This is a genomic window from Marinomonas alcarazii, from assembly GCF_003208215.1.
In the GTDB taxonomy this organism is placed as follows: domain Bacteria; phylum Pseudomonadota; class Gammaproteobacteria; order Pseudomonadales; family Marinomonadaceae; genus Marinomonas; species Marinomonas alcarazii.
Window position 1 is genome coordinate 67,138 of the sequence record NZ_QKLW01000004.1, and the last position, 15,028, is coordinate 82,165.

15 protein-coding genes are annotated in these 15,028 nt (G+C 43.8%); 4 read left to right on the forward strand and 11 right to left on the reverse strand.

Annotated elements, in window-relative coordinates:
- Positions 1 to 11: 11 nt before the first annotated feature.
- Positions 12 to 1,487, forward strand: coding sequence for a glucose-6-phosphate dehydrogenase (gene zwf, locus DFP75_RS10135; protein WP_110575233.1), 1,476 nt, complete (start codon positions 12 to 14; stop codon positions 1,485 to 1,487).
- A gap of 23 nt (positions 1,488 to 1,510) precedes the next feature.
- The gene (locus DFP75_RS10140) at positions 1,511 to 2,137 is read left to right on the forward strand and encodes a bifunctional 4-hydroxy-2-oxoglutarate aldolase/2-dehydro-3-deoxy-phosphogluconate aldolase (RefSeq protein ID WP_110575235.1); all 627 of its coding nucleotides are present in this window, start codon (positions 1,511 to 1,513) and stop codon (positions 2,135 to 2,137) included.
- A gap of 86 nt (positions 2,138 to 2,223) precedes the next feature.
- Here the strand turns inward: DFP75_RS10140 and DFP75_RS10145 are convergent, their stop codons facing one another.
- The 5 genes from DFP75_RS10145 to rpsU all read right to left on the reverse strand — a co-directional run bounded on the left by DFP75_RS10145 (position 2,224) and on the right by rpsU (position 8,728).
- Complete coding sequence (locus DFP75_RS10145) at positions 2,224 to 3,630, reverse strand: PhoH family protein (protein WP_110575237.1); 1,407 nt, start codon at positions 3,628 to 3,630, stop codon at positions 2,224 to 2,226.
- Between the two features lie 345 nt (positions 3,631 to 3,975).
- A complete protein-coding gene (gene rpoD / locus DFP75_RS10150) occupies positions 3,976 to 5,814 on the reverse strand; it encodes an RNA polymerase sigma factor RpoD (protein WP_110575245.1) in 1,839 nt (612 codons plus the stop codon).
- Between the two features lie 115 nt (positions 5,815 to 5,929).
- A complete protein-coding gene (gene dnaG, locus DFP75_RS10155; RefSeq protein ID WP_110575247.1) occupies positions 5,930 to 7,930 on the reverse strand; it encodes a DNA primase in 2,001 nt (666 codons plus the stop codon).
- 4 nt (positions 7,931 to 7,934) lie between these two features.
- A complete protein-coding gene (locus DFP75_RS10160; protein WP_110575249.1) occupies positions 7,935 to 8,381 on the reverse strand; it encodes a GatB/YqeY domain-containing protein in 447 nt (148 codons plus the stop codon).
- A gap of 131 nt (positions 8,382 to 8,512) precedes the next feature.
- Positions 8,513 to 8,728 carry a 30S ribosomal protein S21 gene (gene rpsU, locus DFP75_RS10165; protein ID WP_009835737.1) on the reverse strand — a complete coding sequence of 72 codons (216 nt, stop codon included), beginning with the start codon at positions 8,726 to 8,728 and terminating at the stop codon, positions 8,513 to 8,515.
- Between the two features lie 439 nt (positions 8,729 to 9,167).
- Here rpsU and tsaD point away from each other — a divergent pair, with 439 nt between their 5' ends.
- Together tsaD and folB are read left to right on the forward strand one after the other, a co-directional pair.
- Positions 9,168 to 10,202 carry a tRNA (adenosine(37)-N6)-threonylcarbamoyltransferase complex transferase subunit TsaD gene (gene tsaD, locus DFP75_RS10170; protein ID WP_110575658.1) on the forward strand — a complete coding sequence of 345 codons (1,035 nt, stop codon included), beginning with the start codon at positions 9,168 to 9,170 and terminating at the stop codon, positions 10,200 to 10,202.
- A gap of 3 nt (positions 10,203 to 10,205) precedes the next feature.
- Positions 10,206 to 10,571 carry a dihydroneopterin aldolase gene (folB, locus tag DFP75_RS10175; RefSeq protein WP_110575251.1) on the forward strand — a complete coding sequence of 122 codons (366 nt, stop codon included), beginning with the start codon at positions 10,206 to 10,208 and terminating at the stop codon, positions 10,569 to 10,571.
- Positions 10,572 to 10,581: 10 nt separating this feature from the next.
- On the opposite strand, the gene DFP75_RS10180 is transcribed toward folB, so the two are convergent.
- Genes DFP75_RS10180 through pdxA form a run of 6 tightly spaced genes read right to left on the reverse strand, consistent with a single transcriptional unit; the run spans position 10,582 to position 15,027 of the window.
- The gene (locus DFP75_RS10180; protein ID WP_110575253.1) at positions 10,582 to 11,679 is read right to left on the reverse strand and encodes a tRNA nucleotidyltransferase/poly(A) polymerase-related protein; all 1,098 of its coding nucleotides are present in this window, start codon (positions 11,677 to 11,679) and stop codon (positions 10,582 to 10,584) included.
- The gene (gene glpE, locus DFP75_RS10185; RefSeq protein WP_110575255.1) at positions 11,679 to 12,002 is read right to left on the reverse strand and encodes a thiosulfate sulfurtransferase GlpE; all 324 of its coding nucleotides are present in this window, start codon (positions 12,000 to 12,002) and stop codon (positions 11,679 to 11,681) included. The genes DFP75_RS10180 and glpE overlap by 1 nt, the downstream gene beginning before the upstream one ends.
- Entirely contained in the window at positions 11,999 to 12,826 is an 828-nt protein-coding gene (locus DFP75_RS10190; protein WP_110575257.1) for a symmetrical bis(5'-nucleosyl)-tetraphosphatase, read from the reverse strand. Before DFP75_RS10190 ends, glpE begins: the two co-directional genes overlap by 4 nt.
- 9 nt (positions 12,827 to 12,835) lie before the next feature.
- Positions 12,836 to 13,210, reverse strand: coding sequence for a Co2+/Mg2+ efflux protein ApaG (gene apaG, locus DFP75_RS10195; protein ID WP_110575259.1), 375 nt, complete (start codon positions 13,208 to 13,210; stop codon positions 12,836 to 12,838).
- Positions 13,211 to 14,011, reverse strand: a complete 801-nt coding sequence (gene rsmA, locus DFP75_RS10200) for a 16S rRNA (adenine(1518)-N(6)/adenine(1519)-N(6))-dimethyltransferase RsmA (protein ID WP_110575261.1) — start codon at positions 14,009 to 14,011, stop codon at positions 13,211 to 13,213.
- Positions 14,008 to 15,027, reverse strand: a complete 1,020-nt coding sequence (pdxA, locus tag DFP75_RS10205; RefSeq protein WP_110575660.1) for a 4-hydroxythreonine-4-phosphate dehydrogenase PdxA — start codon at positions 15,025 to 15,027, stop codon at positions 14,008 to 14,010. Before pdxA ends, rsmA begins: the two co-directional genes overlap by 4 nt.
- Position 15,028 lies beyond the last annotated feature (1 nt).

A 15,028-nucleotide genomic window follows, 5' to 3' on the forward strand; every position in this document is an offset into this window, starting at 1 on the left:
GAGAGTAAAGAATGAAGGCCAGTTTAAAAGCCTGTGATGTTGTAATTTTTGGTGGCGGTGGTGATCTTGCGATGCGTAAGTTATTACCGGCTTTATACCATTTAGATATGGATGGTTTGCTTGCTCCAACAACACGAATTATTGGTGCTTCTCGACGAGAAGTGACTACGGAAGATTATCAAGCAAAAATTCGAACGGCACTTGATGAGTTTGTACCTTCTAGCATTGGCGACAGCAAAACATGGGAACGTTTTAAAAAGCGTTTGAGTTATGTCTCGGTTGATGCGCAGCAGGAATCGGATTTTGTTCGTTTGAATGACCATCAAGTCGGAGGCGATGATCGTGATGTTGTTTTCTATCTTGCGACTTCCCCTGATTTATTTGGTTCTATTTGTTCATCATTAGCGGCGCATGGTTTAAATGCTGAACGCATGCGTGTGGTATTAGAGAAACCACTAGGCCGTGACCTTGTTTCTTCTCGTGCTATAAATGATGAGGTAATGAAAAACTTTACGGAACAGCAAGCGTTTCGTATCGATCATTACTTAGGTAAAGAGACAGTACAAAACTTGTTGGCTATCCGTTTTGGTAACACACTTTTCGAACCTCTATGGGACAGTGCGCATATAGATAATGTGCAGATTACTGTATCCGAAACAGTCGGAGTGGAAGGTCGCTGGGGGTATTATGATAATGCCGGCGCTATGCGTGATATGGTGCAAAACCATTTGATTCAGCTGCTTTGCTTGGTGGCGATGGAGCCACCGGGTCGCATGGATGCCGATTCAGTACGAGATGAAAAAATTAAAGTACTAAAAGCTTTGCGTCCAATTGCTGGTGCTAATGCTTATACCAAAACTGTCCGTGGCCAGTATGCAAAAGGCATGATCAAAGGCAAGGAAGTGAAAGGTTACTTTGATGAAGAGGGCAGTAACCCGAATTCAAGAACGGAAACCTTTGTGGCTTTGCGTGCCGATATTGATAACTGGCGTTGGGCTGGCGTACCTTTCTATTTAAGAACTGGTAAGCGCCTTGGTCAGCGTTATTCTGAGATTGTGATTCAATTTAAGGCTGTTCCTCATAGTATTTTTAGTGACGAGAGTAACCGCCAACTACAGCGTAATCAGTTGATCATTCGTCTTCAGCCAGAAGAAAAAATCTCGTTGACTGTGATGAATAAGGTACCTGGCGCAAGTGAGGGTATGAACCTTCAGCCTGTTGATTTGAACTTGAGTCTGACAGAAGCCTTCAATGACAAACGTAGTCCAGAAGCGTATGAACGACTATTGCTTGATGTAATGCGTAACGATGCTACTTTGTTTATGCGCTACGATGAAGTGGAAGCGGCTTGGAAATGGGTCGATGGTATTATGTCTGCATGGAGTCAAACTAGTGAGCGTCCAAAAGAATATGCTTCTGGTTCATGGGGGCCGGCTGCATCTATGGCTCTGCCTATTAAAGATGGCCGTAATTGGCACGATTATTAAGTTTTAAAGAAAGGAAAATTTCAATGACCACTTCTTATACTGCTGAGCAGGTAATGACTGCAACTCCTGTTGTGCCTGTTATTGTTGTTGATGACGTAGAACAAGCTGTTGCATTAGGTAAAGCACTTGTTGCAGGTGGAGTGCCTGTTTTAGAAGTTACTTTGCGTACACCTGCAGCCTTGGAAGCCATTGCGGCGCTTCGTAAAGAAGTTCCAGAGGCGATTGTCGGTGCGGGAACCGTGTGTTCTCGTGAGCAATATGTTCAGGCAATCGAGGCTGGCTCTCAGTTTATTATTAGCCCTGGGATGACTGCGGATTTATTGGCTGTTGGTAAAGAATATGATGTTCCTTATTTACCTGCTGTCGCAACCATCTCGGATATATTGTTGGGGATGGAATACGGTTATGACCGTTTCAAATTTTTCCCAGCAGAGGTGAATGGTGGTGTTAAAGCTCTGAAAGCGTTCGGAGGTCCATTGCCGCAAATTAAATTCTGCCCAACAGGTGGTATTGGTGCGAATAATTTCCGCGAGTACTTGGCTCTGCCTAACGTACTTTGTGTTGGCGGATCTTGGATTGTGCCTATGGATTTGGTTCGTGCTGGAAAGTGGGATGAAATTACAGAGCTGGCAAAATCTGTAAGCCAGTAATTTACTGCTTTTCATTTTTTTTGAGTCAATTAAAAAGGGAAAGAGCATTTGCTCTTTCCCTTTTTTAGTCGCTGTTGTTCTGTTATTTAGAGGTTTTCTTCTGCAAATTCAGCAAGTCGACTGCGCTCAATCCCATTGACGTGCATGATGCTGGAGTATTTGAAAGATTTCGTTTTTTCAACCAAGTAGGTTAAACCTGATGTAAGTGGGGTAATGTACTTGTTGTCTATCTGAGCCAAGTTGCCTAAGACAATAATTTTTGAGTTGCTACCAACCCTTGTGACAATAGATTTAAGCTGGAATTGTGTTAATCCTTGAGCTTCATCAATAATAATCAGAGCGTTGTTGAAAGATCGACCTCTCATAAAGTTCAGTGATTTGAACTGAATGTTGGCCTTTTGTTTTACATAGTCAATGCTACTAAAAGAATGCTCGTCAGCGCCATGAAGTATTTCTAGGTTGTCATCGAATGCCGCTAACCAAGGTGCCATTTTTTCTTCTTCAGTACCTGGTAGAAAGCCGATGTCCTCAGCCATTGGTGGTGTTGATCTTGCCACAATGATCTTATTGAAGCGTTTTTCCTCCATGGTGACTTGTAGGCCATAAGCTAAGGCCAGTAGGGTTTTCCCTGAGCCTGCTGGGCCTGTCATTACCATTAAATCGGAGTTGTCATGGCGTAATAAGTAAAACGCCATAGCTTGCTCCAGATTGCGTGGATGGATGCCCCAAAAGTTTTGATTCATCAAATGCTGTTTGTTTACATCAAGCAAATAGACAAATTCTTGATCGAGGTTTACCACAAAGCCAATAAAGTCCTCATCATCAATAACGAACATATTGATATAGAGGTTAGGGAGTCGGCTTTTATTGATTACATGGACTGTGTGACGGCCGTGAGCTTCCGTTTTGACACTATCAATAGTCGACCAAAAGCTTCCGGTAAATTGAATGTAGCCTTTGGTCATTAAGTCCAGATCATCTAAAACACGATCTTTGCGGTAGTCTTCTACCCGTTCTAGGCCAGAGCCTTTTGCTTTTATGCGCATATTAATGTCTTTGGTGACTAAGCAAACCGAAGAACGCGGATGCGTTGCTTGTAAGCTTAAGCCAACATTAATAATTCGATTATCGTTTGCGTGATCATGGTTTCCGTTTAGGAAAGGGATGTTGTCGGTTAGTGTAATTTGTTGATCGGGGTAGATTGCTAAAGAGCCTTCATTGCGGGCGTTCTCGTTTTTGTCTATGTCGTTGCTAACGACGCGGATTGGAACGCCAGCTTGCAATTCGCGAGGGGAGGCGTCACCTACTATTTTATCTATCGTATTGATGGCTACCCGTGCCTCGCGACTGACGTCTTTGTCTCTTCTATCTTTAATAACGTCCAGTTCTTCAAGAACCGTCATTGGAATAACAACCTTGTGTTCAGCAAAAGCATAAATTGCCAAGGGGTCGTGCAATAGCACGTTAGTGTCAAGAACGTAGATTTTTTCCATAGAGTATTACTCCTACAAAGAACATGAAGTTTTCTTTTGAAAGGGTGCATAAACGTACAAAACAATGGGGCTTGGTATTTTTTGTGGTGCTGAATTTTTTATTGGAGGTAAATTTTAGGGTATTGAAAATCTGAACAGAGATGCTTTCTGTTGGTGGGAATAGGGTGATGTTATGGTCTGGATTATGGTTTTGTAGCAAGCTATACCTCACTGTATTTATCCATACTCTAATCTGAGTGTATGACAGTTTGGTTGCGTATGCTTGTTCTAATTGGTTTTTTTTACATTTTTTGGTTATAAAAAAACCGCTGTTTATGGCAGCGGTTTTTTTTATAGTCGATCATATTACTCGTCTAAGAAGCTTCTTAGATGCTCTGAACGGCTAGGGTGGCGTAGTTTACGCAATGCTTTGGCTTCGATTTGACGAATACGTTCACGAGTAACGTCAAACTGTTTACCAACCTCTTCTAGGGTGTGGTCAGTATTCATATCGATACCGAAGCGCATACGTAGAACTTTAGCTTCGCGGGCGGTTAGGCCAGCAAGTACCATTGTTGTTGATTCACGCAAGCCTTCAATGGTGGCAATATCAATTGGAGATTCAGCACCATCGTCTTCAATGAAGTCGCCTAGGTGTGAATCTTCATCATCACCAATAGGGGTTTCCATCGAAATAGGCTCTTTAGCAATTTTCAGAACCTTACGAATCTTGTCTTCTGGCATATCCATTCGAGCTGCTAGCTCTTCAGGTGTCGCCTCACGACCCATTTCCTGAAGCATTTGACGAGAGATACGATTAAGTTTGTTAATCGTTTCAATCATATGCACAGGGATACGTATAGTGCGTGCCTGATCCGCAATTGAGCGAGTAATTGCCTGACGAATCCACCATGTAGCGTAAGTTGAGAACTTGTAGCCACGACGATATTCAAATTTATCAACCGCTTTCATTAGGCCGATGTTACCTTCTTGAATAAGATCCAAGAACTGTAGGCCACGGTTAGTGTATTTTTTCGCTATAGAGATAACCAAACGTAAGTTGGCTTCAACCATTTCTTTTTTCGCACGGCGAGCGCGAGTCTCACCGATAGAAATACGACGGTTGATTTCTTTAAGCTCAGCAATGGTTAAGCCTGTTTCTTTCGTCACTGCACGAAGTTTACGTTGGCTGCGCATAAACTCAGCTTCGTTTTCTTCTAAGGTTGCAGCGTAATCCGCGCCCGTTGCAATTTGTTCTTGAAGCCAATCAGGATTGGTTTCATTGCTTGGGAAGCGTTTCAAAAATTCTGTTCTTGGCATGCCGGCTTTACGCACGCACACTTGCATGATTAGGCGTTCTTGTTCACGAACTTTTTCCATGCGAGAGCGAACACGATCAATCAAATCGTCAAACAGTTTTGGAACCAGTTTGATCGGCGCGAAGCTGATGCTCAATTCTTCTTGCTTGCTTTTTACAGCTGGATCTTGTCGATCTTTCGTTTCTAGCAAGATTTTCAGCTCTTCGTAAATGCGTGAAATATCGTTGAAGCGCAGTGCCGTTTCTTCTGGGTCTGGACCGTTATCGGTTTCTTCTTCGCTGGTTTCGGTGTCATCATCATCGTCGTCACTGTCAACCGAATCTTCTTCGATAGCAGGCTCGTCCGCTAAGGTCTCTTCGAAAACAGGCTCTTCGCCATCGCCATCGATAAAGCCACTGAATATGTCGCTTAAACGGCCTTCTTCTTCTTGCACTTTTGAGTAAGCATCAAGCAATACGTCTACTGCGCCAGGGAAGTACGAAATGGCCGCCATGACTTCACGAGTACCTTCTTCGATACGTTTTGCAATGGCGATTTCGCCTGCGCGAGTCAGTAGCTCAACGGTTCCCATTTCGCGCATGTACATACGCACTGGATCTGTTGTTCGGGTGATATCACCTTCTACGGCCGCTAACGCAGCAGCAGCTTCTTCAGCCGCGGCTTCGTCTGTGGCATCACCTTCTTCCATAAGAAGGTTATCTTTATCAGGAGCAACTTCAGAAACCGTGATGCCCATGTCGTTGATCATGGCAATAATTTCTTCTACTTGCTCCGGGTCTGAAAGGTCATCAGGTAGATGGTCGTTAACTTCTGAGAAAGTTAGGTAACCTTGTTCTTTACCTTTGGAGATCAGCTCTTTGAGACGTGACTGTTGAGTGTCTGGCATTCGACAACCTATCGTTAGAAATTCATTTGGGAGTTTAGCAAGCCGCGGATTATAACAAAATCAATCACTTTTATCCACCAAATCCTTAGATTTTTGAATGAAAAGTAAGCAACATTTAAGATTTTTTTTGCCTAATTAGATCCATCAAATTTCGCAGTTCTTGCTGACTGTTAATATCCTTTATGGATTCATTTCCCTTGTTTTTCAACCGTGCAATGCTGCTATTTAATCCAAGATTTTTTTCTAGCGTTAGAATCATATCAAGCACTTCTTGCTGTGCGTTGGTGATTTTTTGCTTTGTTATGGCGTCTTTGTGGTTCAATAATGCGTAAATAGAAGAAAGGGTGAAAGAATCTGTTATCTCGCTTAAAAGATTTCCGGTGTTTTTTGTTGGATTTTTGGTGAAAAAACGCCAAATTTTACAAAAAACTTGTAGCTCTTCGCTTGCTTGGTTGATCAGTGGCTCTGGTATATCAATTTCTTTGGCTATGTGTGGGTGCAGCAAAAGGCACAGTGTGGCTTGTTTAATTTGACTTAAGCTAGGCGCTGCTGGCGGTAAGGCGGGTTCGTCATTATAAAACTTACCTTTAGAGAAAGGCTTTTTACCAAATGGCTTTTTGAATGAGCTTTGAGCTTTCTGCTGGGTGGCCGGAATGGCGTGATCTGTGTACTGGTAATCATCATAGTTACTATGGGATGGTTCATAGTCGTAATGACTTAAATCTGGAAGATCGTCACTGTAGTTTTGAGTAGGCTGAGTATGGCCTTGTTGTGGCGTCTCGTTGGATTCTGTTGAAATGTGCTGACGTCGAGCTTTAAAAACAGTGTTGCTTAATGTTTCGCTGTCGATGCCAGACTGTTCACTTAATTGGCGAATCAACACAGACCGAAAGGTTAGCTCTTTCGGAATCTCTCTAATCATCTCCATAGCGTTGCGAGCAAATTGAGCTTCGCCTTCCTCGTCGCCCAAGGTGACTTGATTCCGTGCGTGTTCAAACAGTACATGGGAGAGAGAAGAGGCGTCTTCTAAGCGATGATTGAACGCTTCTTTACCTTCCTTTCTGACGAGAGAGTCTGGATCTTCCCCTTCGGGCAAGAATAAGAATCGTACTTGCTTTTCATCTTGCATCACTGGAAGCGAAGCTTCTAAGCCTCGAATTGCAGCGGCACGACCCGCTTTGTCGCCATCAAAACAAAGTACGACTTTGCTGACCAGTTTAAACAGTTTACGTATGTGCTGACTGTTGACGGATGTGCCAAGCGTTGCAACTGCATTGGTTATGCCGTGTTGCGCTAATACAATCACGTCCATGTAACCTTCGACGACCAGAATTTGGTCGAGTACAGGCGTATTCTGTTTTGCTTCAAATAAGCCATAGAGTTCTTGGCTTTTTTGGAAAACGGGCGTTTCTGGGGAGTTTAAGTATTTGGGTTTTTCATCGCCAAAAGCTCGTCCACCAAAGGCGATGACTCTGCCTCGTGAATCACGAATAGGAAAAATGATCCGATCTCGAAAGCGATCGTAATAGTGACCTGGTTGGTCTTTTTTCTCTATCAGCATGCCGCCAAGTAGAAGTTGTTCTTGGCTTTCGGCGCGGGTGCCGACTTTTTTAAGTAGGTTGTCCCAGCCTGGTGGAGCATATCCTAGGCCAAAGACTTTGGCTATTTGGCCTGATAAGCCACGATCTTTTGATAAATAATCGGTGGCTTTTTTCTTGTCTGGGTGTTGTGTTAATTGCTGTTGATAGAATTGCGAGCTTTCAGAAAGTCGTTTGAGTAATTCTGCGTTTTGCTCGTACCTGTCTGGTGCGCCTTGTTCTCTGGGTACTTCCATTCCAGCGTCTTTGGCAAGCGCTTCAATGGCTTCAACAAAGTCTAAATGATCATGCTCCATGACAAATGAAATAGCGTTACCGCCAGCACCACAACCAAAGCAGTAATAGAACTGCTTGTTTGGATTTAAGCTGAAAGAGGGGCTTTTTTCATTATGGAAAGGGCATAGGGCGCTGTAGTTTTGCCCTGTTTTTTTTAGGCTGATGCGAGACGCAACCACATCGGTTAGATCGGTTCGAGCTAACAGTTCATCAATAAACTGATCAGGAATACGTCCCGCCATTGTATTAGCCTAGTTGTGCTTTAACTTGTTTGCTGATTTGTGCCATGTCGGCACGGCCTTGTACTTGTGGTTTCACAATGGCCATAACTGCGCCCATTTGTTGCATAGAGCTAGCGCCAGTTTCGGCAATCGCCGCTTTGACGATCTCACCGACTTCTTCGTCAGTCAATGGTGTTGGTAAAAATTCACTAATGATGACCATCTCTTCCTTTTCTACGGTAGCTAGATCTTCACGGCCACCGTCAATGAATTGTTGGTAAGAGTCTTTACGCTGTTTGTTCATTTTATCAAGAACGGCCAACACGCGCGCGTCATCTAGTTCAATGCGTTCATCAACTTCGATTTTCTTGCATTCAGATAAAATGGTGCGAATCACGGTTACGCGTTGTTTTTCTTTAGCGCGCATAGCGGCCTTTAGGGTGTCTGAGATGTGCTTTTTTAAATCTGACATGTTGTCCTCTTTATGAATTATAAGCAAAAAAAACGGCTAGTTGATTAACTAGCCGTTCTTTTATAAACCTATTTGCTAAAAGCATATAGGCAAACATTTGTTTTTAGCAAAGTGCCAAACGGCAGATTGGCCTAGTACAAACGTTGGAATTTCTTCTGCTCACGAGAAACTTTCTTAGCGTGACGTTTTACAGCAGCTGCTGCAGCACGTTTGCGAAGAGTTGTTGGTTTTTCGTAGCATTCACGACGACGAACTTCAGCCAAAACACCTGCTTTTTCACAAGAGCGTTTGAAGCGACGTAGAGCGATGTCAAATGGTTCGTTATCTTTTACTTTTACAGCTGGCATGTTATTACCTTCAATAATATTTTTTTAAAGTTTAAGTATTCACAAAAACGGCGTGAATCATACCCGTATTTACTGGGCTTTCAAAGCGCGCTTTTGTTGAACAGAGTGTGATTCAGTATGAATCGATTTTTCTGAGCCAAAGGCTCAACCCTGAACAGACTATTGTCGCGTCTGTAACGGTATTCATTTTTTAAGAGGGTGTTTGGGTCGCCATTTAACTGATATAAGAAGTCTTTACTTCAGTACGTCAGAATCTATGTGCCAAACTAGAAAAATCACCTGCCTTTTAATTTAAACATTTAAAACGCGCGCATTATAATGCTTTTGTTCCTCTGTGTCTAATTTCATTTAGCCTGCGTGTTAAGTAGTGACGCTTAACTCTGCAATGGATGGCACAGATAAGGTACAATGCGCTCAAATTATTGAAGAGATTATTCTGATGAAAGTATTGGGATTAGAAACCTCTTGTGACGAGACTGGTATCGCTATTTACGATACCGAAAACGGATTGTTAGCTCACAAGATTTATTCTCAAATTGCACAGCATGCTGAGTACGGTGGCGTCGTGCCTGAATTGGCGTCTCGTGATCATGTTCGTAAAACCTTGCCGCTGATTGATGAAGTGTTGCAAGAAGCGGGAATGAAAAAGTCGGAATTGGACGCGATAGCCTACACCAGTGGTCCTGGGTTAGTTGGCGCCTTGATGGCTGGGGCAACGATTGGGCGTTCTCTGGCGTATGCTTTAGGGATTCCTGCTTTGGGTGTTCATCATATGGAAGGTCACCTTCTTGCTCCTATGTTAGAAGAGTCTCAACCTAAAATGCCTTTTGTTGCTTTGCTGGTTTCTGGTGGACACACACAGTTAGTGCGAGTGGATGGTATTGGTGAGTATCGTTTGTTAGGTCAATCCCTTGATGATGCGGCTGGTGAGGCTTTTGATAAAGCCGCTAAGATGATCGGATTACCTTACCCTGGTGGGCCACAAATAGCCGCATTAGCAAAACAGGGTGATCCTAAATCCGGGTTGAAATTTCCTCGCCCGATGACGGATCGCCCTGGTTTGGACTTCAGTTTTAGTGGTTTAAAAACCGCATTTTTAACAGCGGTTCATGATGCCTTAGATAACGAGTGTTGTGATGAGCAGTTTAAAGCGAATGCGGCTTTGGCATTTGAAACGGCGGTCGTGGATACTTTGGTTATTAAGTGTCGTCGAGCTTTGGAAGCGGAAGGGCTGAAACAGTTGATTATTGCTGGTGGCGTGAGTGCCAACCAGCGTTTGCGTGAGCAGCTTGAAACCCAGCTTAAAAAGATAAAGGCGAATGTCTTTTATGCGCGTCCAGAGTTTTGTACGGATAACGGCGCCATGATTGCCTATGCTGGTGCTCAGCGTTTGTTGAATGGTCAATCCTCAGAGTTAAGTCTGTCGATACGTGCGCGTTGGCCTCTATCCGAATTACCTCCTTTGAAGGGATAAAAAATGCAAGATTTGGTGTTCATTGAAGGTCTTAAGGCTCAAGCAGTCATTGGTGTTTATGACTGGGAAAAAAAGATCCAACAAGATTTGGTGTTTGATTTGGAAATGGAGCACGACAATCGTGTTCCTGCTGAAACAGACGATTTGGCTAAAACGTTAGATTACGAAGCGATTTCTAATTACATTTTGACTTTCTGTGCAGAGCGTCAATTTGAATTGATTGAAACCTTGGCAGAGCATTTGGTTGGTGAGTTGATTGGGCAGTTTAAGTTAAATGCTGTCACATTAACTTTGCGTAAGCCGGGCGCTGTACCTGCAGCTAAGGCTGTTGGCGTGAAGATTCACCGTAAGTCTGCTGTTACTTACTAGTTACTCTGTTTCAGCGGACAAATGGGGATAGGGTTTTATCGAGCGCATCCGCACGGGCTTGTTTTAGTGCTTGCCCAAGCTCTGCACCACTTAAGCCTAGCTTCATTAGGCTTGCTGCATTAATTGCTGCGATAGTAGTGCGTAGCAATTGCCAGTCCTGTGGTTTGCTATTGGTTAACAAGCTTAGAACCTCAATCAGTAAAACAAATGGTTGAGGTTTTTTTATGGCATTAACGGAGGTTAACCAGTTTTCCCATGCGACAGAGTCCATAGGGATGCGTTGGTTTTCTAAAAAAGCGCGAGTTTGCTCGGCAAGAACCTTAAATTGGTTAGGGCAGCGAATGCGTTGATGCAGTTGGATTAACGTCTCAAGAGGGGTGTCTTTGCAGAGAATAGCCCAACGCTGAGCAGGTGTGAGTGTGACTTGCTGTAAGATATCGACGAGAGACTGGTTGTTTTTCCATACGAGTTCTGGAAAGAGTTTGTCGAGCGCGTTCGCGTCCTTTAATACCGAAAAGAACACATTGGAATCTTGAGTATTTAACGCTTTTTCCAATTCTTTCCAGATGCGTTCAGCGCTTAAGGTAGAAAGTTCTCCGGACGCGCTTATTGTTTGCATCAATAGCATGGTTTCTGGGGCGATGGTGAAGCCAAAGTGATGAAAACGAGCGGCAAATCGGGCGACCCTTAATACTCTGAGTGGATCTTCAATGAAGGCATTTGATACATGGCGAAACACTCTATCATGTAGGTCTTTTTGCCCATTAAATGGATCGATTAGTGTGCCATTTTCATCTTGCGCAATGGCATTGATGGTTAGGTCTCTGCGTTCTAAATCTTCTTCCAGGCTGATATCCGGCGAAAAGTCACAAATGAACCCAGTGTAACCTTCGCCTTGTTTTTTCTCTTTACGGGCAAGGGCGTATTCCTCTTTATTCTTAGGGTGTAAAAAAACAGGGAACTGCTTGCCAACTTGCTGAAAGCCTTGCTGTTCAAGTTGCTCTGGAATGGCGCCTGTAACAACCCAATCGTGATCGATTACGGGTAGCTCTAATAAAGCATCGCGAACGGCGCCACCAACGAGATAAACTTGATAAGGTTGTGACATTATTGATTACCTGATTCACACTGATCTGGAAACATGGCGCTCCATTGACTAAAGCCACCATTCAATGAGTAAACTTCTTTGAAGCCTTGTGAGGCTAGATATTCTGCGGCACCTTTACTGCTGTTGCCATGATAGCAGCAGACAATAATGGGTTGTGCTTTGTCTGTGTTGTCGATGAAATCTTGTACGTTGTCGTTGCTTAGACTTTTTGCATTTGCAATGCGGCTGGTTTGGAAGCTAGCCAAATCACGGATATCTACGATGGTTGCATTGTTTTCAATGATTGGGAGGGCGTCTGAAATATCGATACAAGTGTAAGTCATGATTTCTTCCGGTTGATGTTACAAGGTGTGCTAAAGCGTTGCATATCTTCAAGGCGTAGAGCCGTTAAACTTCCACCCCAGACGCAACCAGTGTCTAAAGCATGGATGCGACTTTTTTGGGTTTCCCCTTCTAATGCAGCCCAATGCCCAAAGACAATATGACAACCTTCAGGCAACTTTGTGGGGTAGTTGAACCAAGGAGCATAGCCTTTAGAGGCTGTGTCTACACCTTCTTTGGATTTTAAGTCGAGTCTACTGTTTTCATCGCAAAAACGCATGCGAGTAAGGTAGTTAGTAATCGCTCGAAGTCGATCTAATCCTGATAATTTATCTTTCCATAGATCTGGTTTATTACCATACATGGTCGCAAAATATTCATCAACAGTGTCTGATTGAAGCGTATTTTCGACTTCTTTGGACAAGGCGATCGTTTCTGCTAAATCCCAGCATGGGGGGATGCCCGCGTGGGTCATCACCGTATTAAGTTCAGCGTCGTAATGACACAATGGTTGGTGGCGCAGCCAATCCATTAATTCATCTCTGTCCCTAGCCGTTAGAATTTCCATTAATGTGTCGCCACGCTTTAATTTGCCATGGCCAAACGAAACAGCAAGCAAATGTAAGTCGTGATTACCTAAAACCACAGTGGCGTTATCGCCCAATGATTTAATAAAACGTAATGTTTCTAGTGACTCGTGACCTCGATTAATTAGGTCTCCCGCAAACCACAGTTTGTCTTGCTCTGGGGAATAATTGATTTGTTCTAATAACTGTACTAATGGGGTCAGACAACCTTGTAAGTCCCCAATTGCGTAAGTTGCCATAGGGAAGCCTCAGTGAATCTGGTTTGGCACAGAGAGAGTGAAAGGGCGAACTTGAGCGTGAAATTCTGTGCCGTCATCGGCAAGAAATTGGTAGCTGCCATGCATACTGCCAACCACGGTATCCATTACTGTGCCGCTGGTATAGTGGAACGATTCCCCTGGTTGCAAATAGGGGTACTCACCAATTACGCCGCTGCCTTTTACTTCTTGAACTTGTTCGTTGCCATTGGTGATTATCCAATGACGTGTTTGCAGTTTGGCAGGTTCAGTTCCGCAGTTTGTAATGGATATGTGGTAAGCAAATACATAGCGTGACTCAGCTGGTGTAGATTGGCTTGCTATATATTCTGTTCGAACAGAAACCACGACATCATATTTTTCCATTCATCCTTCCTTGTTAAGGACGTAGTTTGTGATTCTAACAAAATCCTCTACATCCAATCGTTCTGGGCGTAGTGTTGGGTCAATGTTTACGGCTGCAAAATCATCATTGTCCAATACCCCTTTGTAGTTATTACGAAGGGTTTTGCGACGTTGTTGGAAACCGATGCGCACTATGTCTTCTAGTTTCTTAATGTCGTTGACAGGGTGAGGCGGTGTTTTGTACGGCGTCATTCTGACAATGGCTGAATCGACTTTAGGGGCAGGGTCAAAGGACTCTGGCCCAACAATAAAGAGAGATTCAACAGCGCAGTAATATTGCGCCATAACACTTAGCCGTCCATATAAGCTGTCACCTGGTCGTGCAGCTAGTCGATCAACCACTTCTTTTTGTAGCATGAAGTGCATGTCTTCAATAGCGCGGGCTTGGCTCAGCAAATGGAAGATCAGGGGCGTTGAAATATTGTAAGGTAAGTTACCAACAACTCGAATAGCTTGCTCTTCTGTGCTTAGGGAGGTGAAATCAAATTTCATCGCATCGGCTTCATGAACCGTTAGGTCTGGGTAGCGGAACAGATTCACTCTCAATATAGGGATCAGATCACGGTCAAGTTCAACCACGTCCATGCGCTCAGTGACGCTAATGATTCCTTCTGTTAGGGCACCTTTACCTGGGCCTATCTCTACGATACGTTGTCCTTTTTTAGGACCTATGCAGGCGACAATTTTTCGGATGACGCCGTGATCGTGAAGGAAGTTTTGGCCGAATCTTTTTCTGGCTTTATGGGGTTGTGGTTTGCTCATTTAGAAAACTTTTTCGCGTTATTTGCCATGTTAATAGCATGTTGAATGGCCACTTTTAGGCTGCCGTTACTTGCTTTGCCTGTGCCGGCTAAATCAATTGCCGTGCCGTGGTCTACAGATGTCCGAATAATAGGTAAGCCTAATGTAATATTAACGGCATTACCAAAACCTGAGTATTTTAACACAGGTAAGCCTTGATCGTGATACATGGCTAAAGCACAGTCAGCATCATTTAGGTATTTTGGGGTGAAAAGTGTGTCCGCAGGCAAGGGCCCAACAAGATTTAGTCCTTCTTGGCGAAGCTTATTAAGTGTTGGGATGATGACATCAATTTCTTCTCTGCCCAAATGACCGTCTTCACCTGCGTGTGGGTTCAGTCCACAAACAAGTATTTTAGGTGTTTTGATGCCAAATTTTTCTTGTAGGTCTTTGTTGAGTGCTTTGGTAACTAGGCTGATACTGTCTTCTGTGATTACTGCTGATATGTCTTTTAGTGGTAAATGAGTGGTGACTAAGGCCACTTTCATTGCTTCAGTGGCGAGCATCATAACCACATGGGGAGATCGGCACTGGGCTTGAAAGAACTCAGTATGCCCAGAAAAATGCACACCGGTTTCACACAAAACGCCTTTGTGGACAGGTGGCGTGACAATGGCATCGAATGCTTTTTGAATACAGCCTTCACCCGCTTGCTTTAGTGTTTCTAACACATAAGGCGAATTTTCTACGTCTAGAATCCCTGCTGTCGCAGGTTTTGCTAGTTTTATTGGCAGAACACTAATAACACCTTGTCTATGGGGAGGCGCATCGTTCGCGTTACTTAGGCTTTGAATATTGGCCGATAGTCCTAGCGTTTTGGCTCTGTCTTTGAGTAATTCGGGGTCAGCAAGAACCACTAAGCGAGCAGGGAATTCCTGTTCGCTTAGTACGCTAATAATAATGTCTGGGCCAATGCCTGCCGGCTCCCCAGAGGTAATGGCAATAATGGGCAATGGCTCATACAGGTCGTTAGTCATC

Coding starts and splice junctions, on each gene's coding strand:
- zwf (WP_110575233.1), top strand. CDS start 12: ATGAAGGCCAGTTTAAAAGCCTGTGATGTTGTAATTTTTGGTGGCGGT.
- DFP75_RS10140 (WP_110575235.1), top strand. CDS start 1,511: ATGACCACTTCTTATACTGCTGAGCAGGTAATGACTGCAACTCCTGTT.
- DFP75_RS10145 (WP_110575237.1), bottom strand. CDS start 3,630: ATGGAAAAAATCTACGTTCTTGACACTAACGTGCTATTGCACGACCCC.
- rpoD (WP_110575245.1), bottom strand. CDS start 5,814: ATGCCAGACACTCAACAGTCACGTCTCAAAGAGCTGATCTCCAAAGGT.
- dnaG (WP_110575247.1), bottom strand. CDS start 7,930: ATGGCGGGACGTATTCCTGATCAGTTTATTGATGAACTGTTAGCTCGA.
- DFP75_RS10160 (WP_110575249.1), bottom strand. CDS start 8,381: ATGTCAGATTTAAAAAAGCACATCTCAGACACCCTAAAGGCCGCTATG.
- rpsU (WP_009835737.1), bottom strand. CDS start 8,728: ATGCCAGCTGTAAAAGTAAAAGATAACGAACCATTTGACATCGCTCTA.
- tsaD (WP_110575658.1), top strand. CDS start 9,168: ATGAAAGTATTGGGATTAGAAACCTCTTGTGACGAGACTGGTATCGCT.
- folB (WP_110575251.1), top strand. CDS start 10,206: ATGCAAGATTTGGTGTTCATTGAAGGTCTTAAGGCTCAAGCAGTCATT.
- DFP75_RS10180 (WP_110575253.1), bottom strand. CDS start 11,679: ATGTCACAACCTTATCAAGTTTATCTCGTTGGTGGCGCCGTTCGCGAT.
- glpE (WP_110575255.1), bottom strand. CDS start 12,002: ATGACTTACACTTGTATCGATATTTCAGACGCCCTCCCAATCATTGAA.
- DFP75_RS10190 (WP_110575257.1), bottom strand. CDS start 12,826: ATGGCAACTTACGCAATTGGGGACTTACAAGGTTGTCTGACCCCATTA.
- apaG (WP_110575259.1), bottom strand. CDS start 13,210: ATGGAAAAATATGATGTCGTGGTTTCTGTTCGAACAGAATATATAGCA.
- rsmA (WP_110575261.1), bottom strand. CDS start 14,011: ATGAGCAAACCACAACCCCATAAAGCCAGAAAAAGATTCGGCCAAAAC.
- pdxA (WP_110575660.1), bottom strand. CDS start 15,027: ATGACTAACGACCTGTATGAGCCATTGCCCATTATTGCCATTACCTCT.